This window comes from Pseudomonas sp. C11, assembly GCF_034683865.1.
Classification (GTDB): domain Bacteria; phylum Pseudomonadota; class Gammaproteobacteria; order Pseudomonadales; family Pseudomonadaceae; genus Aquipseudomonas.
In genome coordinates this window covers 153,795-175,970 of sequence record NZ_JAWIIP010000007.1, presented here as the reverse complement: position 1 = coordinate 175,970, position 22,176 = coordinate 153,795, and the positions used below count along the sequence as shown (strand labels likewise).

Genomic DNA, 22,176 nt, shown 5'->3' with positions numbered 1-22,176 from the left:
ATCTCTTTGTAATCGATTACATTAAACTTTGCAAGAAAACCTTCAGACCGCTCGTCACCGGAAAACCGAGGTGATGGCGGTGCTCAGGAGGCATCCTCCGGATAACGTCAAAGCCGTGGGAACAAGGCAAACACCAGCGGCAGCAAGATCGCCGTAGCAATACCCATCAAGCTCATTGCCAGGGCGGCGAATGCTCCATGCTCACGCCCCTCCTCCAGGGCCCTTGCAGTACCCACCGCGTGGGCGGTGAGCCCGAGAGCCATCCCTACGGCAGCCGGGTGGGTCACGTTCAGGGCTTTCAGCAACGGAGGACCCACGACTGCACCAAGAATTCCGGTAATCAGCACGAACACTGCAGCCAGCGCCGCGACACCGCCAATCTGGTCAGCGACCAGCATGGCTATGGGCGAGGTCACCGACTTCGGCGCCAAGGTCATCAGAAACGCATGATCGATACCGAACAGGTGCCCCAGAACCATCGCAAGGCCGGTTGTGAAGCTTCCGGCGAGGATCAGTGTCAGCAGGATCGGCCAGAACAGTTGCCGGATACGCCTCAGATTCTGGTAGAGCGGAACGGACAGTGCGACAGTCGCAGGCCCCAGCAGCACCGAGATAATCGTCGTCGATTGGCGGTACTCGCCATAATCGATGCCCAGTAGGCTGAGCACCGCGACGATGAGTGCCGCCGAAACCAGGACGGGCTGTAGGAAGACGAGCCCAGTGCGCTGGCTGAGTTTCAGCGCCAGGCGGAAGGCGACTAGGGTCAGCCCCACTCCGAACAGCGGGTGATAAAAGCCCGACTGGAGCGTTTGTATCAGAGTCATTTCTGCTGTCGCTCCTTGCGCCGCACCAGGAACTGCATGAGCCAACCGGCGAAAATCATCGATGGCAGTAGCGACAGCACCAGCGTACCGATCAGACGCCACAGCTCCTGCTCGATGACACTGAAATAAGCCATGACACCCACTGCCGCAGGCACCAGCAGCAAGGGCATGAGCTTGAGCAGGCTGCCAGCGGCCTCTTCGAGAGCCGGCGCGACCTTCCTCCTGCCCGCCAGCATCAGCAGCATCAGCACCAGGCCGACGATGGGCCCGGGTGTGAACGGAACCAGGGCCGCACTCACCATCGTGCCCAAGATCTGAAAGACCACCAGCCAGGCGATCCCCCATAGCAGCGACATTCGAACCTCCGAACTACTTGAATCTGAACAGCGTGATCAAGCCACCCGCGCCGATCATGATCATCCCCAGGACAGCCAATCCATCGGGCATATGGCGGTAGAACAGGTAGCCCAATGCCGCAGCGAACAGGATCTGCGTGTAACTGAAAGGCGCTAGGAAAGCAGGGCTTGTCTTGCGGTACGCATGGGCGAACAGAATGTGGGCCAAGGCCCCCAGGATGCCCATGCCGACGACCCAGTACAGATCCTCGATGCGCGGGCTAGACCAGAAGAACGGCACCAGCAACGAGGAAAACACCAGGCCACTGAGCCCGACCATGAGATTAGAAATGGCCGGGGCATCAGTGCGCCCGGTGATTCGCGTCAGCAGTTGATAGACGCTGAGCAGCGCTGCCGAGCCTATCGGCAACAGAATCGCCGGCGTGAACAACCCGCCGCCCGGTCGCACTATGATAAGTACACCCAGCAGCCCCAGAAGAACAGCGCCCCATTGCAATGGCCGGATCCTCTCGCCAAAGAACACCGCGCAGAGCGCCAGGACGAACAGCGGTGACAGGAAGTTCACTGCGGTCGCCTCGCCCAGCGGAATGAAGCGCAAGCCGAAGATGAAGCAAAGGCTAAGGCCCACGAGGCAGAGCCCCCGAGCGAAGTGCAATGGCAGTACTGGCGAGATGAAGGCGCGATGCCCAGCTATGGGTAGCACGCCCACCGCCATGACCGAGAAGTGCACCAGGTAGCGGAACCAGACGACCATCACCACCGAGTATTCAGCGGAAAGTCGCTTGGCCAGCGCATCGTGTCCCGCCATGAAGAGAACGGCCACCAGAACGCAAGCGATGGCTGCTAGCTCATCGCGCCGACTACTCAACGGCATCTCAGACTCGCCAAGCCGCACCGCCGCAGCATTGCCCTCGGCGCTCATAGGTGCTGCGCCAGGAATTGCAGGGTTCTGCCTTTGGCCAATGCCGCGTCACCTTGCCCATAGGGAGGTCGGTAAGGGCAGTTGAAGCCATGTTCTCGTCCGGCATAGACAAAGTGCTCGACCGGAGTCTGCCGCGGAATCAACGCTAGCCATTCCATGGCCTCAGGCACAGGGATTAGGTGATCCTGCTCTGCGAAGTGGAATAACATCGGGCACTTCAGCGACCGCAGTTGGGTCGCGTGCTGGCCTAGGCCGCTACCGTAATAGGAAACCGCAGCCCGGATCTTCCCGGAGCTGGCGGCAAGAAACGCCAGGCGACCGCCTAAGCAATAGCCCAGCGCGGCTATACCGCCATCGACGAAAGGCAAACCGGACAGGAACGCAATGGACGCCTCTAGGTCGGCGCCTGCCTGAGCGAAATCCAGCGCACGCAGATGCTCATACGCTCGAGCAGTGCCAGCCTCGTCATAGGGCAGCTCCACCCTCGTCTTCTGTCGCCAGAACATGTCAGGCGCAAGAACCACATAACCGTCTGCCGCGTATTGCTCCGCGAGATCACGGATGTGTCCGTTCACGCCCCAGATTTCCTGGAGAAGCAACAGGCCCGGGCCGAAGCCCTTGGGAGGCATCGCCAGATACCCCGAGAAAACCTTCGAGTCTTCCTTCGAGATGCCAACCCAGAGCCCCATCGCCAACCTCCGCCCCAGCGCGCAACCGCAGAATAAAAAACCCGCCAGTGTGGGGCGGGAATGAGGTGAGCGAACGAACAAGTAATGTAAACGTTTACAAAGCTCTGCGCTAATCTCCCAAAAAACCAATGCACTGTCAAGCATTCCTGTGGAGCCTGCCTTTGCTACCCGTTTGTTCAAATTCGAGCATTATCGGGGTCACAGCATCACTAGACGGCCAATTGACTTTCGCGCTGACTGGTTGTAATTGTTGGTAAACGATTACAAATGCTTCATCTTCGTCTAGCCACGACTGCCGCCCCTTTTGTTAGTGAGGAGATCGAACGATGAAAAGACCCACCTCGAGAGCGTCCCTGCACAGGCTCATTCGCTGGATCGGCCATGGGCTGCAGCGAATTCCGGCAGAAGCCTGCACACTATCCGCATCTGTCATGGCAGATCCTGCCGCCGAGCAAAGCCGGGCACGCCTAGAACTGGCTCCGTGCCTGGATCGGAGCCGAATCCCCGCCCACCCAGCCATCAGTTGAACCCCTGATCATTCAGGACGAGCAAGAGCGCATGCGCTGTTGTTCGCCTGCACCTGATCCACGCACAGAGAAATCATCATGAATGCCCTGAGCCTGTCTCTTCGCAGCAAGACGTTGCTCGTCTCCGGCGCTTGCCTGCTGAGCGTGGTCGCAGGTCTGGTGGGTTATGCCGTCAGTAACTCGCACTCGCTTACCGAACACAGCTACGAACTGATCAGCCAGGCGATGCGTGAAGCCGCCTTGGCGCACATGGGAGAAATAGGAGCCAGCCAAGGCAAATCCATCAGCCTGCAGCTAGCAGAGGCCCAGGCATATCTCGCGACTTATGCCCAGCAATTGCTTTCTCTCAAGGCGGAACAGCAACAAGGAGCAACGTCTGCACAGACGAAGCGAAACTACCTCTATCGCACACTGCAGGAGCAAGTCGCAGCGCACCCCGAGACGCTCGGTACAGCGCTGGCCTTCGACCCGGGCCAACTCGATGGCGCCGATGCCAGTTTCGCCGGCTCAGGCCAACCATTCGGCAACGATACCGGCCGCTTCGCCGCCTACGTTTCACCTGCGGAGAGTTTCACCATTCCGGAAAAAGACCTGCTGGATACCCAGGCGTCGTCGAATGCCTGGTTCGTCTGCCCGCACCAGAGCCGCAAAACCTGCCTTATCAATCCGTACAGCTACCGCCTGAATGGCGTGGATACGCTGATGACCACGGTGTCGTACCCGTTGATCGAGCACGACCGGGTGCTTGGCGTGGTGAGCGCAGACCTCACATTGAGCAGCCTCCAAAAGTCAGCAGATGAAGCGGCCAACACCCTCTATGACGGCCTGGCCGTGCTGAGCTTCATCAGTCCAGACGGCGTCGTCGCAGCCCGGAGCCGTGCCCCCGGAGCATTGGGCAAATCCATGGCAAAGGTGGATGCCACGTTCGCCCCCATCGTCAGCGAAGGCCTGGCCAGCGGCAAGCCGAGCAGCGTCGAACGGGACGGAATAACAGCCGTGTTCGTTCCTTTCACACCGCTGACCGGCGCTATGCCCTGGGGCGTATTGATCGAAGCGCCCTCCCCCGTGATCCTCAAATCTGCCTTGCAACTGCGTGATGAGTTGACCGCCAAGGGCCAGGAGGCCGTCGTCCGGCAACTGCTGCTGGGCACCGGTGCCGTAATCTTCGGACTGCTGTTGATGATGCTCCTGGCCAATAGCATCGCCCGGCCGATCCTGTCGGTCGCGAAACGACTTGAAGACATCGCCAGTGGCGATGGTGACCTTACCCGCCGCCTGAACTACCAGCGCAAAGACGAACTGGGAATCCTGACATCCTGGTTCGACCGATTCCTCGACAAACTGCAGCCAGTCATCGCCGATGTCCGTGCCGCGGTCGATACTACCCGTGCCCAGGCTAAGCAGGCAGCAGGCATCGCTGTTACTTCGCGTGACAGCATGCAGCGGCAGTTCCAAGAGGTGGATCAGGTTGCCACTGCAGCCCAGGAGATGAGCGCAACAGCCCATGATGTGGCACGCAACACGGCCCAAGCGGCGGATGCCTCCAGGAGCGCCGACGAAGCCGCTAGTGCCTGTCGCAGGGTCATAGATACTGCAGCGGGCTCTATTCGCTCTCTGTCTGAGGAAATCAACCATGGCAAAGGCCAGGTCGAGACTCTTGCCGCCAATAGCGAGCAGATCGGTCAAGTGCTCGAAGTCATTCGCTCGGTAGCCGAGCAAACGAACCTGCTGGCGCTCAATGCGGCCATTGAAGCAGCTCGCGCTGGTGAGTCAGGTCGGGGCTTCGCAGTGGTAGCCGATGAAGTCCGGCAACTCGCCAGTCGCACCCAGGACTCGGTGCTGCAAATCCAGAGAGTCATCGAAGCGCAACAGCACGCCACTTCCCAAGTTGTACGCGCCATGCAAATCAGCTTCCAGAAGGCAAAAATCTCAGTCTCCGGCATCGAGGAAGCGTCGAATTCGCTGCGACACGTGAACAACGGCATCGAGATCATCAACGAAATGAACCTGCAGGTTGCAAGCGCCGCAGAGGAACAAAGCGCAGTCTGCGAGGAAGTGAGCCGGAATGTCGCCTCGATTCGCAACATGACGGAGTCTCTTACTGCCCGAGCTCAGGAGTCCGCGGTAGTTAGCGAAGCGCTCAACGATCTGGCGGATCAGCAGCAGCGCATGATGAGCGGCTTCAAGGCCTAGTCGCTGAGAGCTGCTAATGGAGGCTGACGATATCCAGCTCCCTCCATCACCGATTTTGAGCAAATTCTGCCGGTCCCGACCGGCAGAGAACGGCCGATTCTGTTGAAAAAGTAGCTTCCCCATGCCTTCGGCAGAATTGCCCTGTCAGCCTGGGACAGACCAGTTTTCAAATATTTATTTTTGGGACTGCTTTGAGGTTACTTCTTAACAGACGCGTCTCGAAGACGTCGGAGATGTACTTGAGGAAGATCAGGTTCAGGGCAACGTGCTTGTAATCGCTGGGCTCCATGTTGCCGCGTAGCTTGTCGGCGGTTTTCCACAGATTGTCGGCGTAGTCCAGTTCCGCCAACGGTGCGGTTTTGGCTTCTGTGCTCTGCGGTGCCGCGGCTTTGGCCGGTGCGCTGGATTTGGGCGTGGCTTCACTCAGGGCGACCGAACTGCCCCGGCCACGGCCCGTGCGGATGCGGCCCTCTTCTAGCAGGTGCTGTTTGATGCGCTGGTAGGTGTTGTCTTGCTAGCCGAGGGCTTCCTGCAGGCGCTGGTTGTCTGCGTTGCCGCCAAGCGAGGCGAGGATGGCCAGAAAGCGTTCGGTCTGTTGTTCGGTGCTGTTCACGGTACAGTTCCTTAGGCTCAAGCAGGCCAGTAGAGGCGCTTGAGCGGCACGAGACGTTTGGTTTCGGCGTCGGTAGCGTCGTAGTGCTCGATCAGGGCGCGCACCACATGTTCGAGTGTCCATAAGGCCAGGGGGATCGAGGCGCGGTCGGCTTCGTACTGGGCGTCCTTGCTGAAACCGCCGGTACTGACGTAGAGGCCGCGGTCATCCTTGTGCCGGCCACCGAGGAAGCTGCGGATTTGCTGGCTGCCCATCTTTCCGCTGCGGTGTTTGACCTCGACGACGATGCGTGGGTGCTCGAAGCCGAAACCATCGGGAGAGGCGACGATATCTTTGCCGCGATCCGGGCCATCGGGCGATACCTGAGTCTTGTAGCCCATGGCGCGGAGGATGCCGGCCACCAGCTCCTGCATTTCCTTGTCGTCGAGCTTGATGATCAGGTCTTTGATCTGTTCGCGTGCGCGTTCTTCGATATCGGCTAGCGGGTCGGCGGCCGCTTCTTCACTGTCATCTTCCATTGGCTCTGCCGGTTTACCCTTGAGTACTGCCAGTACGTCGGCGACCGCCTTTGCAGGCACTTCGAACAAGGTCAGAGTCGAGCCGAGGCTGTTCTTGGTGGTCGTACCGAGGCTGTCACGCGCCAGTTCCTGCGTTTGCCATTGCACCTTGCGTACCAGCGCCATGCCTTGTTCGGCCGTTTGCGGTTGATATTCGGCAGGGCCTGTTACCTTGCCGACGGCGTACAGGCGGTTGGCGGGCGAGTAAGTGATGATCCAGTTACCCGGCTGTATTTCATTGACGAAACGCCAGACCTGGGAGGCGCCAGAGATCACCCGGCCTTGTTTAGCCTGGGGATCCATGGATTGGTACAAAGCAATCAACTGTTTGCGGCTAACGCCAGGCTTGGCCTGTTCAGCCAGCTGGCTCCAGCCGATAGCGGCGACGCCGTGCTCGCGGAAGGCTTCATACAGGCTGCCGCCTTCACCGCGTACCATCCACATCCGTGTCACAGGAACCTCGCAGATTTCACATTCAGAGGGGAATCAGGCGCTCAACTTTACGGGAGTGCGCGGCTGCATCAAGTTTCACTTGCCAATGCAGAAGCTGGAGAAGATGCGCCCGAGCAGATCATCGGAGCTGAACGCGCCGGTAATTTCGCCCAGGGCTTGCTGGGCCATGCGCAGATCCTCGGCGAGCAGTTCGCCGGCCCCCATCAGGGTGAGCTGGTTGCGGCCGTGTTCGAGGTATTGCTCGGCCTGGTGCAACGCCTCCAGATGGCGGCGGCGGGCGCTGAAGCCGCTTTCGGCGGTCTGTTGATAACCCATGCAGGCTTTCAGGTGTTCGCGCAGCAGCTCCAGGCCTTCTGCAGATTTGGCCGAAAGGCTGAGGGTAACGTGGCCATCGGCGCTGGTTTCCAGCGCTACCGCCTCACCGGACAGGTCGGCCTTGTTGCGGATCAGGGTGACCCGCGCTGGGTCGGGGCGCTGTTCGAGAAACTCAGGCCATAGCGCGAAGGGATCGACGGCTTCCGGCGCGGTGGAGTCCACCACCAGCAGCACGCGGTCGGCTTCGCCGATGGCCTTAAGCGCACGCTCTACACCAATGCGCTCGACCTGGTCGTCGGTGTCGCGCAGGCCAGCGGTGTCGACCACATGCAGGGGCATGCCATCGATGTGGATATGTTCGCGTAGTACGTCGCGGGTAGTGCCGGCGATGTCGGTGACGATGGCCGCTTCACGCCCGGCCAGTGCATTGAGCAGGCTGGACTTGCCGGCGTTGGGGCGACCGGCGATGACCACGGTCATGCCATCGCGCAGCAAGGCGCCTTGTCCCGCTTCGCGCAGCACTGTGGATAAGTCGACGCGCACGCTGTCGAGCTGGTTGAGTACGTGGCCATCGGCGAGAAAGTCGATCTCTTCCTCGGGGAAGTCGATGGCGGCTTCGACGTAAATGCGCAACTGGATCAGCGATTCGGTCAGCGCATGCACGCGTCTGGAGAATTCTCCCTGCAGCGAGCGCAGGGCATTGCGCGCGGCCTGTTCGGAGCTGGCCTCGATCAGGTCGGCAATGGCTTCAGCCTGGGCCAGGTCGAGCTTGTCGTTGAGAAACGCACGCTCGCTGAACTCGCCTGGGCGGGCCAGGCGCGCACCCAACTCCAGGCAGCGACGCAGCAGCAGGTCGAGCACCACAGGGCCGCCATGGCCCTGCAGCTCCAGCACATCTTCGCCGGTGAAGGAGTTCGGGCCTGGAAAGTAGATGGCCAGGCCTTCGTCCAGGGTCAGTTTCTGATCGGCGTAGAACGGCCCGTGATGGGCGAAACGCGGCTTGAGTTCACGGCGACAGATGGCCTGAGCCAGTTGTCCCGCCAGTGGGCCGGACACCCGCACGATGCCCACGCCACCCCGACCCTGAGCGGTGGCGACGGCGGCGATGGTGTCTCTGGCTTGGTTCATGGCGGTTTACTCGATCTGTGCGGGGGAATATAGGTGCGCGGGATAGCGGGTCAGATTCGCGAGCAGAGCTCGCTCCTACGATAAATGCATGGATAGCAAAACGCCCCAATCATGGGGCGTTTGCTTGATGCTTGGAAGCCTTGCCGAATCAGGCGTTGGCTGCCTTGGTTGCTGCAGTGATCTTGCGCGTAATGTACCACTGCTGGGCGATGGACAGGCAGTTGTTGACCACCCAGTACAGCACCAGACCGGCAGGGAACCACAGGAAGAAGAAGGTGAAGATGATCGGCATCAGCTTCATCACACGGGCCTGCATGGGATCCGGCGGCGTCGGGTTGAGCTGCTGCTGGATGAACATGGTCGCGCCCATGATGATCGGCAGGATGAAGAACGGATCCTTGATCGACAGGTCTGTGATCCACAGTAGCCAGGGCGCCTGACGCATTTCCACGGATTCCAGCAGTACCCAGTAAAGGGACAGGAATACCGGCATCTGCACCAGGATCGGCAGGCAGCCGCCCAGCGGGTTGATCTTCTCTTTCTTGTACAGCTCCATCATCGCCTGGGACATCTTCTGGCGATCGTCACCGAACTGTTCCTTCAGCGCCTGCAGCTTCGGCGACACGGCGCGCATGCGTGCCATGGAGCGGTAGCTGGCGGCGGACAGCGGGAAGAAGATTGCCTTGATGATGATGGTCAGGAAGATGATCGACCAGCCCCAGTTACCGACCAGGCCGTGGATCACTTCCAGCAGCCAGAAGATTGGCTGGGCGAGGAACCACAGCACACCGTAGTCGACGGTCAGCTCCAGGCCCGGCGACAGGCTGCCGAGGTATTCCTGCAGTTTCGGGCCGGCATAGAGCACGGCGCCGGTTTCACCCTTGCCGCCAGCAGGAATCTGCAAGGCCGAGCTGGTGAAGCCGACGATGTAGTTACCTTGGCTGTCTTTGCGGGTCTGAATCTGGTTGCTGCTGTCTTTGGACGGCACCCAGGCGGTGACGAAGTAGTGCTGCAGCCAGGCCACCCAGCCGCCTTGTACGCTTTCCTTGAAGCTGTGCTTGTCGATGTCCTTCATCGACAGCTTCTTGTACGGCTCGTCCGGGGTCCATACGGCGGCGCCCAGGTAGGTGGCGGTACCAGTGGCGGTAGTCGAGGACGGATCACCGCTGTTGTCGCGCTTGAGCTGGGCGAACAGGTTGCCGCTCCAGGCCTGGTCGCTCTGGTTGTCGATCAGGTAACGCACGTCGACCTGGTAGGAGGACGGGCCGACGCAGCCAGGCTTCTTCAACTGTTGTTCACGCGCCGAGCACTGCGGGTTCAGACCGCGCTTGAAGCTGTAGCGCTTGATGTAGCTGACGCCGTTGTCGCTGTAGGTGAGATCGACCACCAGCTTGTCTTGACCTTCGGCCAGCTCGTAGTTCTTTTTCTCGCTCGACCACAGGGCGCGACGGCTGGAGCTGTCCGGCGCGTTCTGGCCGATCAGGCCGCTCTGCGCCAGGTAGGTGCGCTCGGTGCCGTTATCGAACAGCTGGAAGGGTACGTCTGGGCGATCCTGACGACGCGGATACTGCGGCAGACGCAGTTGCACCACATCACCACCACGCGGATCGATGGCCAGCTCGAGGACATCGGTCTTGACGCGAATCAGCTCGTCACTGCTGGCAGTGGTCGATGCCACGGCTGCAGCGCTGGGATCTGCCACGGTGCTGGGAATGTCGTCGCCGTTGCTGGCGGCTGCGCTGGAGGCATCCGGCAAACCGGGCGTGGCGGCTGGAGCGGACTGAGTCTGCGCCGGCAGAGCGGCCTGGCCGTAGTCCTGGTTCCATTGCAGGACCATCAGATAGGACACGACTGCCAGGGCGACGATCAGGATCGAACGTTGGATATCCATGATTATTCGGCCATCGAAGGGGAACGGGATGTTTTCGCGGGAGGAACCGGGTCGAAGCCGCCGGCATTCCAGGGATGGCAGCGGCCGAGCCGGCGCGCAGCCAGCCAGCCGCCACGCACGAGGCCATGTTGCTCGATGGCTTCGTAGGCATAGCAGGAACAGCTTGGGTAAAAGCGGCAGTGACTGGCCATCAGGGGGCTGATGGCGTAGCGGTAGACCTGAATGCAGGCGAGGGCCACTTTACGCATGAGGATGGTCGCTTGTCCCGGGGGACGCTTCTGCTTCGCGACTGGGGCGGTTCCGGGCCAGGCGTTTCCAGAGTTTGTCGAACTGCTTGGCAAGCTCGGCGTTTTCCAGATCACCTAGACCTTTGCGCGCGACGACCACGATATCCCAGCCGATCAGATTGTCCTGATTCTGGCGGAAGGATTCGCGGATCTGACGCTTGATGCGGTTGCGCTCGACAGCGAGCTTGACACTCTTCTTGCCGATCACCAGACCAAGGCGGGGATGATCGAGCTCGTTGTCGCGCGCCAGCAGCAGGACACTTTTGCCCGGCGCTTTACCGCTTGGGGAGTCGAAGACTGCCTTGAATTGCCGGGGGGTCAGCAGTCGCTTTTCCCGGTCGAAGCCTCGACTCACCACCTGTCCGGATGAATTAGACAGTCAGACGCTTACGGCCTTTGGCGCGACGACGCGACAGGACGGCGCGGCCGTTCTTGGTAGCCATACGGGCACGGAAACCGTGGGTGCGAGCGCGCTTGATGGTGCTGGGTTGGAAAGTGCGTTTCATGGTGCGTTACCTGGGTGATCGACTAGGGCCGGTATGGCCCCCGTTTTAAGAGACCGGCGATTGTAGAGAAAGCCGCTGGGCAGGTCAATTTCCAACCAACCTTTTGTCCGACTATTAAGAAGAAGAGAAGAAGATCTTTTTAAACCCTTTTCTCTTTTTATGATGATTAGCAGCATGCGGCTCTGTGGAAAACTACCCGCGGACGAGTGAAAGTGGCATCTGCAAGGGATGATAAGCCTGTCAACAAGGCGTGCGGGGGCTGTGCGGGTACTGGGTAAAGCTTGGGGGTAAACAGGTGGTTTACCCACAGGACGGTTTTCCCGCGAGTTATCCCTGTGCTTGTCCCGAGGGCTCAAGGGCTGTTATCCACAATGTTCCTGGCGGTTGTATAAGCCTTGTGAATGTTATTTAAGGCTTTGATTTTACTTGGCCATCTCCTCCAGGGGATGTGGATAAGTGAGTCTTTGGCCGCTACAATGGGCGCTTGTTTCGTATCGCCACCTGGTAGGGGATTGTCAGTGTCAGTGGAACTATGGCAGCAGTGCGTCGAGCTCTTGCGCGACGAATTGCCGGCCCAGCAATTCAACACCTGGATCCGTCCTCTGCAGGTAGAAGCCGAAGGCGAAGAGCTGCGCGTGTATGCGCCCAATCGCTTCGTGCTTGACTGGGTCAATGACAAGTACCTCAGTCGCTTGCTCGAGCTGCTTGCCGAGCGAGCCAATGGCCTGGTGCCCGCGCTGTCCTTGTTGATAGGGAGCAAGCGTGCGGCTACCCCACGAGTCGCGCCTACTGCCCCACGTCCGGCTGCGGCGCGTCCAGCGCAGCCCGTGCAGCCGAATCTGGCAGTGAACAAACCCGCTCCTCCACCCGTTCAGGAAGAGCCGTCGCGAGCCAGCTTCGATTCCATGGCCGGTGCTGCGCCGCAACCCCCCACGCCTGCTGTTGCGCCTCGTAGTGAGCGTAACGTCCAGGTCGAGGGCGGCCTCAAGCACACCAGTTATCTCAACCGCACCTTTACCTTCGATAACTTCGTCGAGGGCAAGTCGAACCAGTTGGCTCGCGCTGCCGCTTGGCAGGTTGCCGATAATCCCAAGCATGGTTACAACCCGCTCTTCCTTTATGGGGGCGTTGGCCTGGGTAAGACTCACTTGATGCATGCGGTGGGTAACCATCTGCTGGCGAAGAATCCCAACGCCAAGGTGGTCTATCTGCACTCCGAGCGTTTCGTTGCCGACATGGTGAAAGCGCTGCAGCTGAATGCCATCAATGAGTTCAAGCGTTTCTACCGTTCGGTGGACGCGCTGCTGATCGACGACATTCAGTTCTTTGCCAAGAAGGAGCGCTCCCAGGAGGAGTTCTTCCACACTTTCAATGCGCTGCTGGAAGGGGGTCAGCAGGTGATCCTCACCAGCGACCGCTACCCGAAGGAAATCGAAGGCCTTGAAGAGCGCCTGAAATCGCGTTTCGGCTGGGGGCTGACTGTGGCGGTCGAGCCTCCCGAGCTGGAAACCCGCGTGGCGATCCTGATGAAGAAGGCCGACCAGGCCAAGGTCGATCTGCCGCACGATGCCGCATTTTTCATCGCCCAGCGCATCCGCTCCAACGTGCGTGAGCTGGAAGGTGCGCTGAAACGCGTGATCGCGCACTCGCACTTCATGGGCCGCGACATCACCATCGAGCTGATCCGCGAATCGCTCAAGGATCTGCTGGCTCTGCAGGACAAGCTGGTCAGCATCGACAACATTCAGCGCACCACCGCCGAGTACTACAAGATCAAGATTTCCGATCTGCTGTCCAAGCGCCGTTCGCGTTCGATCGCCCGGCCGCGCCAGGTGGCCATGGCGTTGTCGAAAGAGCTGACCAACCACAGCCTGCCGGAAATCGGTGTGGCCTTCGGCGGGCGTGATCACACCACGGTATTGCACGCTTGCCGTAAGATTGCTGAACTTAGGGAATCCGACGCGGACATCCGCGAGGACTACAAGAACCTGCTGCGTACCCTTACAACCTGATCCGCAGCTCCACGAGGCAAGGGACTAGACCATGCATTTCACCATTCAACGCGAAGCCCTGTTGAAACCCCTGCAACTGGTCGCCGGTGTCGTGGAACGACGCCAGACGCTGCCGGTTCTGTCCAACGTCCTGCTGGTGGTCGAAGGCCAACAGCTGTCGCTGACCGGTACCGACCTCGAGGTCGAACTGGTTGGTCGCGTCACGCTGGAAGACGCCGCCGAGCCGGGTGAAATCACCGTGCCGGCGCGCAAGCTGATGGACATTTGCAAGAGCCTGCCAAGCGATGCAGTGATCGACATTCGGGTCGATGATCAGAAGCTGTTGGTCAAGGCGGGGCGTAGCCGCTTCACGCTGTCGACGCTGCCGGCCAATGATTTCCCCACTGTGGAAGAAGGCCCGGGCTCGCTGACCTTCAACCTGCCGCAAGCCAAGCTGCGCCGCCTGATCGAGCGCACCAGCTTCGCCATGGCTCAGCAGGACGTGCGCTACTACCTCAACGGTATGTTGCTGGAAGTGCAGAGCGGTCTGCTGCGTGCCGTCGCTACCGACGGTCACCGTTTGGCCATGTGCTCGATGGAAGCCGCGATCCAGCAGGACGGCAAGCATCAGGTGATCGTACCGCGTAAAGGTATTCTCGAACTGGCCCGCCTGCTCACCGAGCAGGACGCCGAAGTCGCCATCGTCCTGGGTCAGCACCACATCCGTGCCAACACCGGCGAGTTCACCTTTACCTCCAAGTTGGTGGATGGCAAGTTCCCGGACTATGAGCGCGTACTGCCGCGTGGCGGTGACAAGCTGGTGCTGGCGGATCGTCAGGGTCTGCGTGAGGCATTCAGCCGTACCGCGATTCTGTCCAACGAGAAGTACCGTGGCATTCGTCTGACCCTGGCCGCCGGCCTGCTGAAAATCCAGGCCAACAACCCGGAGCAGGAAGAGGCCGAGGAAGAGATCGTGGTCGACTACAACGGCGGCGGTCTTGAGATTGGCTTCAACGTCAGCTACCTGCTGGACGTGTTGGGCGTGATGGGTACTGAACAGGTGCGCCTGATCCTCTCCGACTCCAACAGCAGCGCCCTGCTGCAGGAAGCCGACAACGACGATTCTGCCTACGTTGTCATGCCGATGCGTCTTTAATGTCCCTGAGCCGTATCATGGTCACCGCGGTGCGTAACCTGCACCCGGTGACCCTCTCCCCCTCCCCCCGCATCAACATCCTTCACGGCGCCAACGGCAGCGGCAAGACCAGCGTGCTGGAGGCGATCCATCTGCTCGGCCTCGCCCGCTCGTTTCGCAGCACACGCCTGCAACCTGTCATTCACTACGAACAACCCGCCTGTACCATTTTTGGCCAGGTGCAGTTGGCCGAGGGCGGCTCTAGCAATCTCGGTATTTCGCGTGATCGCCAAGGCGAGTTGCAGATTCGTATCGATGGGCAGAATGCGCGTAGCGCTGCTCAGCTCGCAGACTTGTTGCCACTGCAGCTGATCAATCCGGACAGTTTTCGCTTGCTGGAAGGCGCTCCGAAGATTCGTCGGCAGTTTCTCGATTGGGGTGTGTTCCACGTGGAACATCGCTTCCTGGGAGCCTGGCAGCGCCTGCAGAAAGCCCTGCGGCAGCGGAACTCGTGGCTGCGCCATGGTACACTTGACGGTGCTTCGCAGGCCGCGTGGGATCGCGAATTGTGCAGTGCAAGCGAAGAAATCGACACCTACCGCAGGGCCTATATCCAGGCGTTGAAACCGGTGTTCGAAAGCACGTTAGCTGAGCTGCTGCAATTGGAAGGGCTGACCCTGAGCTATTACCGTGGCTGGGACAAGGATCGAGAGCTGAGCGAAGTGCTCGCCTCTTCCCTGCTCCGTGACCAGCAGCTCGGGCACACCCAAGCCGGACCGCAGCGCGCGGATTTGCGTCTACGTCTAGCGGGGCATAACGCGGCAGAAATCCTGTCGCGAGGGCAACAGAAACTCGTGGTGTGTGCTTTACGCATCGCCCAGGGCCACTTGGTCAATGAAGCCAAGCGTGGCCAGTGTATCTATCTGGTGGACGACCTACCGTCTGAACTGGATGAGCAGCATCGTCAGGCATTGTGCCGGTTGCTGGAAGATTTGCGCTGCCAGGTGTTCATCACCTGTGTGGATCATGAATTGTTGAGGGAAGGCTGGCAGATGGATACGCCGGTTGCCATGTTCCACGTGGAACATGGTCGTATCACCCAGACCCAAGACCATCGGGAGTGAAGGCATGAGCGAGAACCAAACGTACGACTCCTCCAGCATCAAGGTGCTGAAAGGATTGGATGCCGTACGCAAACGTCCCGGGATGTACATCGGTGACACTGACGATGGTAGTGGTCTGCACCACATGGTGTTCGAGGTGGTCGATAACTCGATCGACGAAGCGCTGGCAGGTTATTGCAGCGAAATCACCATCACCATCCACCCGGATGAGTCGATCAGCGTGCGTGACAACGGCCGTGGTATTCCGGTCGACATGCACAAGGAAGAAGGTGTATCCGCGGCCGAGGTCATCATGACCGTGTTGCACGCCGGCGGTAAGTTCGACGACAACAGTTACAAGGTGTCCGGCGGTCTGCACGGCGTGGGTGTCTCGGTGGTGAACGCCCTCTCCAAGGAGCTGGTGCTGACCATCCGCCGCAGCGGCAAGATCTGGGAACAGACCTATATCCACGGCGTTCCGCAAGCGCCGCTGGCTGCTGTTGGTGACACCGACGGTACCGGTACGCAGATCCACTTCAAACCCTCCGAAGAGACCTTCGCCAACATTCACTTCAGCTGGGACATCCTGGCCAAGCGTCTGCGCGAGCTGTCTTTCCTCAACTCTGGTGTGGGCATCCTGCTGCGTGACGAACGTACCGGCAAGGAAGAACTGTTCAAGTACGAGGGTGGTCTGAAGGCCTTCGTTGAGTATCTGAACACCAACAAGACGGTGGTCAACCAGGTATTCCACTTCAACATCCAGCGCGAAGAAGACGGCGTTGGGGTGGAAGTCGCCTTGCAGTGGAATGACAGCTTCAACGAGAACATCCTCTGCTTCACCAACAACATTCCACAGCGTGACGGTGGTACCCACCTGGCAGGCTTCCGCTCGGCCCTCACCCGCCACCTGAACAACTACATCGAGGCCGAAGGCCTGGCGAAGAAGTTCAAGATCGCCACCACCGGCGATGATGCCCGTGAAGGCCTGACTGCGATCATTTCGGTCAAGGTACCGGATCCGAAGTTCAGCTCGCAGACCAAGGACAAGCTGGTTTCCAGCGAGGTCAAAACGGCTGTCGAGCAGGAAATGGGCAAGTACTTCGCCGACTTCCTGCTGGAAAACCCGAACGAAGCCAAGGCCGTGGTCGGCAAGATGATCGACGCCGCCCGTGCCCGTGAGGCCGCGCGTAAGGCGCGTGAGATGACCCGCCGCAAGGGCGCACTGGATATCGCCGGCCTGCCCGGCAAACTGGCGGACTGCCAGGAAAAAGATCCGGCGCTGTCCGAACTCTACATCGTGGAGGGTGACTCCGCGGGCGGTTCTGCCAAGCAGGGCCGTAACCGCAAGACCCAGGCCATCCTGCCGCTCAAGGGCAAGATCCTCAACGTCGAGAAGGCGCGCTTCGACAAGATGCTCTCCTCCCAGGAAGTGGGCACCCTGATCACCGCGCTGGGCTGCGGCATCGGGCGTGAGGAGTACAACATCGACAAGCTGCGTTACCACAACATCATCATCATGACCGATGCTGACGTCGACGGTTCGCACATCCGTACCCTGCTGCTGACCTTTTTCTTCCGCCAGCTGCCGGAGCTGATCGAGCGTGGCTACGTCTACATCGCCCAGCCGCCGCTGTACAAGGTCAAGAAAGGCAAGCAGGAGCAATACATCAAGGACGACGAGGCCATGGACGAATACATGACCCAGTCGGCCCTGGAAGACGCCAGCCTGCACGTCAACGAGACTGCCCCGGGTCTGTCCGGCGGCGCACTGGAGAAGCTGGTCGGCGACTATCGCCGCGTGATGAAGACCCTGGATCGCCTGTCGCGCGTCTATCCGAAGGAGATCACCGAGCACTTCGTCTACCTGCCGAGCATCGGCCTCGAGCAGCTGGCCGACCACGCCGGCATGCAGGCCTGGCTGGAGCGCTTCAGCGCGCGCCTGAAGGCCACTGAGAAGTCCGGCCAGACCTACACCATCAGCCTGCGTGAAGACCCCGAGCGCCACGTCTGGCTGCCTGAGGTGGAGATCAAGGCGCATGGCCTGTCCAGCTACACCACCTTCAACCGCGATTTCTTCGCCAGCAACGATTACAAGACGGTCACCACCCTCGGCGACCAACTGAATAATCTGCTGGAAGAAGGTGCCTATGTGCAGCGCGGTGAGCGCAAGAAGCCGGTCAATACCTTCAAGGAAGCGCTGGATTGGCTCATGAGCGAAAGCACCAAGCGTCACAGCATCCAGCGATACAAAGGTCTCGGCGAGATGAACCCGGATCAGCTATGGGAAACCACCATGGATCCGGAAGTACGCCGCATGCTCAAGGTGACCATTGAGGACGCCATCGCTGCCGACCAGATCTTCAACACCCTGATGGGCGACGCTGTGGAGCCGCGCCGCGACTTCATCGAGTCCAACGCCCTGGCGGTGTCGAACCTGGACTTCTGATACTCCGGGCCCGGGCGCATATTCATGCGTCCGAGTTTAGAGCCGTGGGCTAAGGATTTGCTTACCAAGAAAACCCCAGCGATTAGCTGGGGTTTTTCTTTGTCTAACTGATGGGCTGCTCTTCAGCTGCACACACTGTGCACCCGTCCTCGCCTGGGCCATCGTGGCGCTACGGATTAGCCCGCCCCTCTGCGTCGCAACACCTCATCACGGCTGCGTGGCTTGTTGGCAACTACAGCTTCAGACCGAGAGCCTTTTTCCGATTCGAGCATCTGTTCTACTTCCCCTCCTTGGCCAACATGCCGCTTGGCTGCCGGCAGTTCGCGAACAGATCGAGACTGCGCTGGTACTCGCGGGTCTCGACCTGTAGCAGGCCGAGCATGGAGTGGAACAGGTTGTCCTGACTGTAGGCTTGGCCACTCGCATCACGCAGGCAGTCCTGGTCGAGACCGAACTCCTGCCTGTAGCCATCGGAGAACCACATCAGCATGGGTATATGCGTCTGTTGTGGCGGGGCCAGGGCGTAAGGCGTGCCGTGCAGGTAGAGGTTGAACTCGCCCAGCGACTCGCCATGATCGGAGAGGTAGATGAGACCGGTGTCGAGCCGATTCGACTGGGTGCGCAGAATGTCGATGGCACTGGAAAGTACATGGTCGGTGTAGCTGATGGTGTTGTCGTAGGCGTTGATGATGTCCTGTTGCGAGCAGTCATTGAGGGCGTTGCTGGCACAGATCGGCGAGAAGCGCTGGAACGCCTGCGGGTAGCGCTTGAAATAGTCGGGGCCGTGGCTGCCCATCTGATGCAGTATCAGGACGTTGTCGCCCTGCAGGTCGTTCAGATAGCGCTGCAAGCCATCGACCAAGATGGCGTCATGGCATTCGCCGTCGGAGCAGAAGCTGGAGTCTTTGGCATCGCGCAGGCTTTGGTGTTCGACGCGGTCGCAGGCGCCCTTGCAGCCGGATTGGTTGTCCAGCCAAGTGACCTTCAGGCCGCTGCGCTGGAGGATATCGAGCAGGCCGTCCTGATGCTCTGCGACAGCGGCTTTGTAATCGCTGCGGTTCATCCGCGAGAACATACAGGGCACCGACACGGCGGTTTCGGTGCCGCATGAGGTCACCTGTGGGAACGTCAGCAGGCCGGCTTCATGGGCCAATTCTGGAGTGGTGTCGCGTGGGTAACCGAGCACGCCGAAGTGGTCGGCACGGGCGCTTTCGCCGATTACCAGTACAGTCAGCGATGGACGCTGATGCTGTTGCCAGGCGCTGCTTCGATGGGCGTCTTCGCCAATCGTCTGCCAGGGTTTGGTATCACTCACCAGGCTGTCGCGTGCAAAGCCGTAAGCTGCCGAGAGGTAGTTGCTGGGCACGGCCAGCAGACGCAGTTCATGGTGGTTACGTAGTAGCGAAGCCAACCCCTGATACTGAGCCAGGGCCACGCCAAGCAGAACACTGAATGCTACGGTGGCTACACCGGCACGGCTAAGCACGGCACGTAGAGCGCTGCCATGGCGTGCCAGCGGCAGTTTGTAGAGCAGAACCGAAGGCAGAACGCCTAACAGCAGCAGGTAGGCGAAGAGTTTCCACGACAACAAATCGCGTACTTCGCTGGCATCGGTCTGTACCACGTTGCGCAGCATGTCCCGGTCGAACAATGTGCCGTATTGCTGCATGAAGTACAGGCTGGCCGCGCTGCAGAGGGACAACCCAACCAGCACAGGTTTGAGCAGTCGCGGTGTGGAGAGGGCGAGCAACACCAGGGAGAAGATTGCCCAGAGCATGGCACCAAAGCCAAGGCGTAGGGCCAAGGCATCGTTACCGCCGCCCAGGATCTCATTCAAATGCCCCCACAACGGCTGGTTGTAGAACAACACCAGGACGATTGCTGCTACTGGAGCGAGAAATTCGGGATGAATTCGAGTACGCACGCCGGACATACTGGCCCTGCCCTTTTGGATTGATCGAAAACGTCGGGGCAGGATATTGAGGTGGTTGTCGAAAAATCGTGAAGCGCCTGGCTCCTGAGATGTTACTGAGCCTTATTTGAAACGCTGTCAGGTATGAGAAAGGTTGAGTCGCTTGCAGAGCAAACCGCTAACCAGGGCATCACCCCTGAGCAAGCACTCGATCGCATAGCTCTCGCTCCCTTTGGATGAGTAGACGGGGCTGGAAAATGCGCGGCTGATCACAATTCAGCTTAGAAGCCTCCGCCTATGGCAAAAGGCTTACACGGCGAAGCGCAACGGGCCTCTGCCCTCGCCTGCGAGCCTTGGCTAATCTACACACACGTACCGGGAAATGGATAACCCGAGTCAAGGAAGACAGACCGCGCCAGGAGGGCAAACGACAGGATGTCGGAAGGTCATTAAAAAACCCGCTTCGGCGGGTTTTTTGTTGCCTGTCATCTGACCGCCACAGGGATGGCGGAAATGCCGGTTTTGCAGGAGTGAAAACCGGCCCTGGTGGCAACCCTTCGGGCCGTCGCAAGCGACGTCAAGAACCCTTCCCGACGGTTTTTTTGTTGGCTCAGAAAAAGGCGGGCCGTCAGGCTAATGCTGCTCAGATAAGGCTGCCAAAGCGGCCTTTCGTAGGAGCCACGGCCTGGGGCGAAGCTGTTCAATTGCGCATCGCCCTTGTTCGCGGCGAGGCGCCGCTCCTACACATTCGCCGCCAGACGTCAGGCCCACCAGTAGCGCACCATATGGAAGAACACCGGTGCGGCGAAGCATACGGAATCCAGGCGGTCGAGCATGCCGCCATGGCCTTCGATCATGTGGCCCCAGTCCTTCACCCCGCGGTCGCGCTTGATCGCCGACATTACCAGGCCGCCGGCGAAGCCAAGGATGCACACCAGCAGCGCGAACAGCGCGGCCTGCCAGAACGCGAACGGCGTGATCCAGCACAGCAGGGCGCCGATCAGCGTGGCCAGGGCCACGCCACCGACGAAGCCCTCCACGGTCTTCGAGGGCGACAGGTTGGGTGCGATCTTGTGTTTGCCGGCCAGCTTGCCGCAGACGTACTGCAGCACGTCGGAGAGCTGCACGACGATGATCAGCCAGGCGATCAGCAGCAGGTTGCGCCCTTCGTAGCCGGGGATATCCAGGGTCAGCAGCGCTGGCACGGAGGAGATGCAGAACACCGCGATCATCAAGCCCCACTGCACCTTGGCCGCACGCTCCAGATAGCGCGTGGTGTCACCGCCCAGTGAGGCGAGGATCGGCAGCAACAGGAACAGGTACACCGGGATGAAAATGGCGAACAGCCCGTACCAATCGAAGGCGATCAGCAGGTACTGCATCGGCAAGGCGAAATAGAAGGCGGCCACCAGCGCCGGATAGTCGCTGCGTCGGGTCGGCGTCAGCGTCATGAATTCGCGCAGCGCATAGAAGGACACGAAGTAGAACAGCAGGATCACGCCGTTGTTACCGAACAGGAAGGCGATGCCGATCACCAGCACCATCACCCACCAGGCGTTGATCCGTGCATTCAGGTTGTCGATCACCGGGTTGGGTTGATCGCCACTGCGCCGCTTGAGGATGAAACCGACCAGACTGGCTAGCAGCAGCAGGGCACCGATACCGGCGAATAACAGCAGGGTATTGCGATCCATTTCAGGCCTCCTCGGGTGCCAGTGCCAGCAGGGCGTTACGCGCGCGTTCCAGGAAGGCGTCCTTACCCTCCCCCTCGATGGGCTCCAGTGCCGCGCCGAAGCTCAGCGTGCACAGCAGTGGCAGCGGCAGCGCCCTGCCCTTGGGCATGACCCGGTTGAGGTTGGCGATCCATACCGGCACCAGCTCTACGTCCGGGCGAGCCTGGGCGAGGTGGTAAAGGCCGCTCTTGAAGGGCAGCAAGGGCTCGTCGCCGAGATTGCGCGTGCCCTCGGGGAAGATGATCAGCGAGTCGCCGCTATCCAGAGCATCGAGCATCGGTTGTAGCGGATTGACGCCCTCCTCTTTGCGCTCGCGGTCGATCAGCACGCCGTTGAATACGCGGTTGATCAAAAAGCTGCGCACACCCGGCTTCTGCCAGTAGTCAGCGCCGGCCACCGGGCGGGTGCGCTTGCGCAACTCGGGCGGTAGCGAGGCCCAGAGCAGGACGAAATCGCCATGGCTGCTGTGGTTGGCATAGTACAGGCGCTGAGTGGCCTGTGCGGTGCTGCCGAGCCACAAGGCGCGGGCACCGGTCAGCAGCCGAGCTGCCGAGGTGATGGCGAAAGCGGTCAATGCGGCGAGCATGGTGACTCC

At 60.2% G+C, this 22,176-nt stretch carries 19 protein-coding genes and 1 pseudogene; 6 read left to right on the top strand and 14 right to left on the bottom strand.

What is annotated here, in order from left to right; genetic code table 11:
* Positions 1-107 precede the first annotated feature (107 nt).
* From VC352_RS13265 to VC352_RS13250, 4 genes are read right to left on the bottom strand one after another with little or no spacing between them, the layout of a single operon-like run.
* Complete coding sequence (locus VC352_RS13265; RefSeq protein WP_322980026.1) at positions 108-824, bottom strand: LrgB family protein; 717 nt, start codon at positions 822-824, stop codon at positions 108-110.
* Positions 821-1,180, bottom strand: a complete 360-nt coding sequence (locus VC352_RS13260) for a CidA/LrgA family protein (RefSeq protein ID WP_322980025.1) — start codon at positions 1,178-1,180, stop codon at positions 821-823. Before VC352_RS13260 ends, VC352_RS13265 begins: the two co-directional genes overlap by 4 nt.
* Positions 1,181-1,193: 13 nt before the next feature.
* Positions 1,194-2,102: a DMT family transporter gene (locus VC352_RS13255; protein WP_322980024.1), complete on the bottom strand. Its 909-nt coding sequence runs from the start codon at positions 2,100-2,102 to the stop codon at positions 1,194-1,196.
* Complete coding sequence (locus VC352_RS13250; protein WP_322980023.1) at positions 2,099-2,791, bottom strand: dienelactone hydrolase family protein; 693 nt, start codon at positions 2,789-2,791, stop codon at positions 2,099-2,101. The genes VC352_RS13255 and VC352_RS13250 overlap by 4 nt, the downstream gene beginning before the upstream one ends.
* 605 nt (positions 2,792-3,396) lie before the next feature.
* On the opposite strand from VC352_RS13250, the pseudogene VC352_RS25445 reads away from it, so the two are divergent.
* Both VC352_RS25445 and VC352_RS25440 read left to right on the top strand, forming a co-directional pair.
* Positions 3,397-4,653 (top strand): annotated as a pseudogene (locus VC352_RS25445) (HAMP domain-containing protein); the annotation flags it as partial.
* Positions 4,654-4,755: 102 nt separating this feature from the next.
* The gene (locus VC352_RS25440; RefSeq protein ID WP_416340178.1) at positions 4,756-5,511 is read left to right on the top strand and encodes a methyl-accepting chemotaxis protein; all 756 of its coding nucleotides are present in this window, start codon (positions 4,756-4,758) and stop codon (positions 5,509-5,511) included.
* Positions 5,512-5,677: 166 nt separating this feature from the next.
* On the opposite strand, the gene VC352_RS13240 is transcribed toward VC352_RS25440, so the two are convergent.
* The 7 genes from VC352_RS13240 to rpmH form a co-directional block, all read right to left on the bottom strand.
* Entirely contained in the window at positions 5,678-5,860 is a 183-nt protein-coding gene (locus tag VC352_RS13240; RefSeq protein ID WP_416340170.1) for a type I restriction-modification system subunit M N-terminal domain-containing protein, read from the bottom strand.
* A gap of 281 nt (positions 5,861-6,141) precedes the next feature.
* Positions 6,142-7,134: a restriction endonuclease gene (locus VC352_RS13235; RefSeq protein ID WP_322980021.1), complete on the bottom strand. Its 993-nt coding sequence runs from the start codon at positions 7,132-7,134 to the stop codon at positions 6,142-6,144.
* 75 nt (positions 7,135-7,209) lie between these two features.
* Positions 7,210-8,577 carry a tRNA uridine-5-carboxymethylaminomethyl(34) synthesis GTPase MnmE gene (mnmE, locus tag VC352_RS13230; protein ID WP_322980020.1) on the bottom strand — a complete coding sequence of 456 codons (1,368 nt, stop codon included), beginning with the start codon at positions 8,575-8,577 and terminating at the stop codon, positions 7,210-7,212.
* A 148-nt stretch (positions 8,578-8,725) separates the two neighbouring features.
* Positions 8,726-10,468: a membrane protein insertase YidC gene (yidC, locus tag VC352_RS13225; RefSeq protein WP_322980019.1), complete on the bottom strand. Its 1,743-nt coding sequence runs from the start codon at positions 10,466-10,468 to the stop codon at positions 8,726-8,728.
* Positions 10,469-10,470: 2 nt separating this feature from the next.
* Positions 10,471-10,716, bottom strand: coding sequence for a membrane protein insertion efficiency factor YidD (gene yidD, locus VC352_RS13220; protein WP_322980018.1), 246 nt, complete (start codon positions 10,714-10,716; stop codon positions 10,471-10,473).
* Entirely contained in the window at positions 10,709-11,113 is a 405-nt protein-coding gene (rnpA, locus tag VC352_RS13215) for a ribonuclease P protein component (RefSeq protein ID WP_322980017.1), read from the bottom strand. The genes yidD and rnpA overlap by 8 nt, the downstream gene beginning before the upstream one ends.
* A 13-nt stretch (positions 11,114-11,126) precedes the next feature.
* Positions 11,127-11,261 (bottom strand): 50S ribosomal protein L34, encoded by a 135-nt coding sequence (gene rpmH, locus VC352_RS13210; RefSeq protein WP_003246698.1) that lies wholly within the window; start codon positions 11,259-11,261, stop codon positions 11,127-11,129.
* Between the two features lie 518 nt (positions 11,262-11,779).
* Here rpmH and dnaA point away from each other — a divergent pair.
* The 4 genes from dnaA to gyrB are packed head-to-tail and all read left to right on the top strand — an operon-like array spanning position 11,780 to position 17,936.
* Complete coding sequence (dnaA, locus tag VC352_RS13205) at positions 11,780-13,273, top strand: chromosomal replication initiator protein DnaA (RefSeq protein WP_322980016.1); 1,494 nt, start codon at positions 11,780-11,782, stop codon at positions 13,271-13,273.
* A gap of 31 nt (positions 13,274-13,304) precedes the next feature.
* Entirely contained in the window at positions 13,305-14,408 is a 1,104-nt protein-coding gene (gene dnaN / locus VC352_RS13200; RefSeq protein ID WP_322980015.1) for a DNA polymerase III subunit beta, read from the top strand.
* The gene (recF, locus tag VC352_RS13195; protein WP_322980014.1) at positions 14,408-15,511 is read left to right on the top strand and encodes a DNA replication/repair protein RecF; all 1,104 of its coding nucleotides are present in this window, start codon (positions 14,408-14,410) and stop codon (positions 15,509-15,511) included. Before dnaN ends, recF begins: the two co-directional genes overlap by 1 nt.
* A gap of 4 nt (positions 15,512-15,515) precedes the next feature.
* Positions 15,516-17,936 (top strand): DNA topoisomerase (ATP-hydrolyzing) subunit B, encoded by a 2,421-nt coding sequence (gene gyrB / locus VC352_RS13190; protein ID WP_322980013.1) that lies wholly within the window; start codon positions 15,516-15,518, stop codon positions 17,934-17,936.
* Between the two features lie 277 nt (positions 17,937-18,213).
* Here gyrB and VC352_RS13185 read toward each other — a convergent pair whose 3' ends face one another.
* The 3 genes from VC352_RS13185 to VC352_RS13175 form a co-directional block, all read right to left on the bottom strand.
* Positions 18,214-19,860 carry a phosphoethanolamine transferase gene (locus VC352_RS13185; protein ID WP_416340169.1) on the bottom strand — a complete coding sequence of 549 codons (1,647 nt, stop codon included), beginning with the start codon at positions 19,858-19,860 and terminating at the stop codon, positions 18,214-18,216.
* Between the two features lie 749 nt (positions 19,861-20,609).
* Positions 20,610-21,542 (bottom strand): phosphatidate cytidylyltransferase, encoded by a 933-nt coding sequence (locus VC352_RS13180; protein WP_322980011.1) that lies wholly within the window; start codon positions 21,540-21,542, stop codon positions 20,610-20,612.
* A 1-nt stretch (position 21,543) separates the two neighbouring features.
* Positions 21,544-22,167 (bottom strand): lysophospholipid acyltransferase family protein, encoded by a 624-nt coding sequence (locus VC352_RS13175; RefSeq protein WP_322980010.1) that lies wholly within the window; start codon positions 22,165-22,167, stop codon positions 21,544-21,546.
* Positions 22,168-22,176: the final 9 nt, after the last annotated feature.

What these genes read in the sequence shown, in the direction of transcription:
- VC352_RS13265 (WP_322980026.1), bottom strand. Translation starts at nt 824, where the DNA reads ATGACTCTGATACAAACGCTCCAGTCGGGCTTTTATCACCCGCTGTTC.
- VC352_RS13260 (WP_322980025.1), bottom strand. Translation starts at nt 1,180, where the DNA reads ATGTCGCTGCTATGGGGGATCGCCTGGCTGGTGGTCTTTCAGATCTTG.
- VC352_RS13255 (WP_322980024.1), bottom strand. Translation starts at nt 2,102, where the DNA reads ATGAGCGCCGAGGGCAATGCTGCGGCGGTGCGGCTTGGCGAGTCTGAG.
- VC352_RS13250 (WP_322980023.1), bottom strand. Translation starts at nt 2,791, where the DNA reads ATGGGGCTCTGGGTTGGCATCTCGAAGGAAGACTCGAAGGTTTTCTCG.
- VC352_RS25440 (WP_416340178.1), top strand. Translation starts at nt 4,756, where the DNA reads ATGCAGCGGCAGTTCCAAGAGGTGGATCAGGTTGCCACTGCAGCCCAG.
- mnmE (WP_322980020.1), bottom strand. Translation starts at nt 8,577, where the DNA reads ATGAACCAAGCCAGAGACACCATCGCCGCCGTCGCCACCGCTCAGGGT.
- yidC (WP_322980019.1), bottom strand. Translation starts at nt 10,468, where the DNA reads ATGGATATCCAACGTTCGATCCTGATCGTCGCCCTGGCAGTCGTGTCC.
- yidD (WP_322980018.1), bottom strand. Translation starts at nt 10,716, where the DNA reads ATGCGTAAAGTGGCCCTCGCCTGCATTCAGGTCTACCGCTACGCCATC.
- rpmH (WP_003246698.1), bottom strand. Translation starts at nt 11,261, where the DNA reads ATGAAACGCACTTTCCAACCCAGCACCATCAAGCGCGCTCGCACCCAC.
- dnaN (WP_322980015.1), top strand. Translation starts at nt 13,305, where the DNA reads ATGCATTTCACCATTCAACGCGAAGCCCTGTTGAAACCCCTGCAACTG.
- recF (WP_322980014.1), top strand. Translation starts at nt 14,408, where the DNA reads ATGTCCCTGAGCCGTATCATGGTCACCGCGGTGCGTAACCTGCACCCG.
- gyrB (WP_322980013.1), top strand. Translation starts at nt 15,516, where the DNA reads ATGAGCGAGAACCAAACGTACGACTCCTCCAGCATCAAGGTGCTGAAA.
- VC352_RS13180 (WP_322980011.1), bottom strand. Translation starts at nt 21,542, where the DNA reads ATGGATCGCAATACCCTGCTGTTATTCGCCGGTATCGGTGCCCTGCTG.
- VC352_RS13175 (WP_322980010.1), bottom strand. Translation starts at nt 22,167, where the DNA reads ATGCTCGCCGCATTGACCGCTTTCGCCATCACCTCGGCAGCTCGGCTG.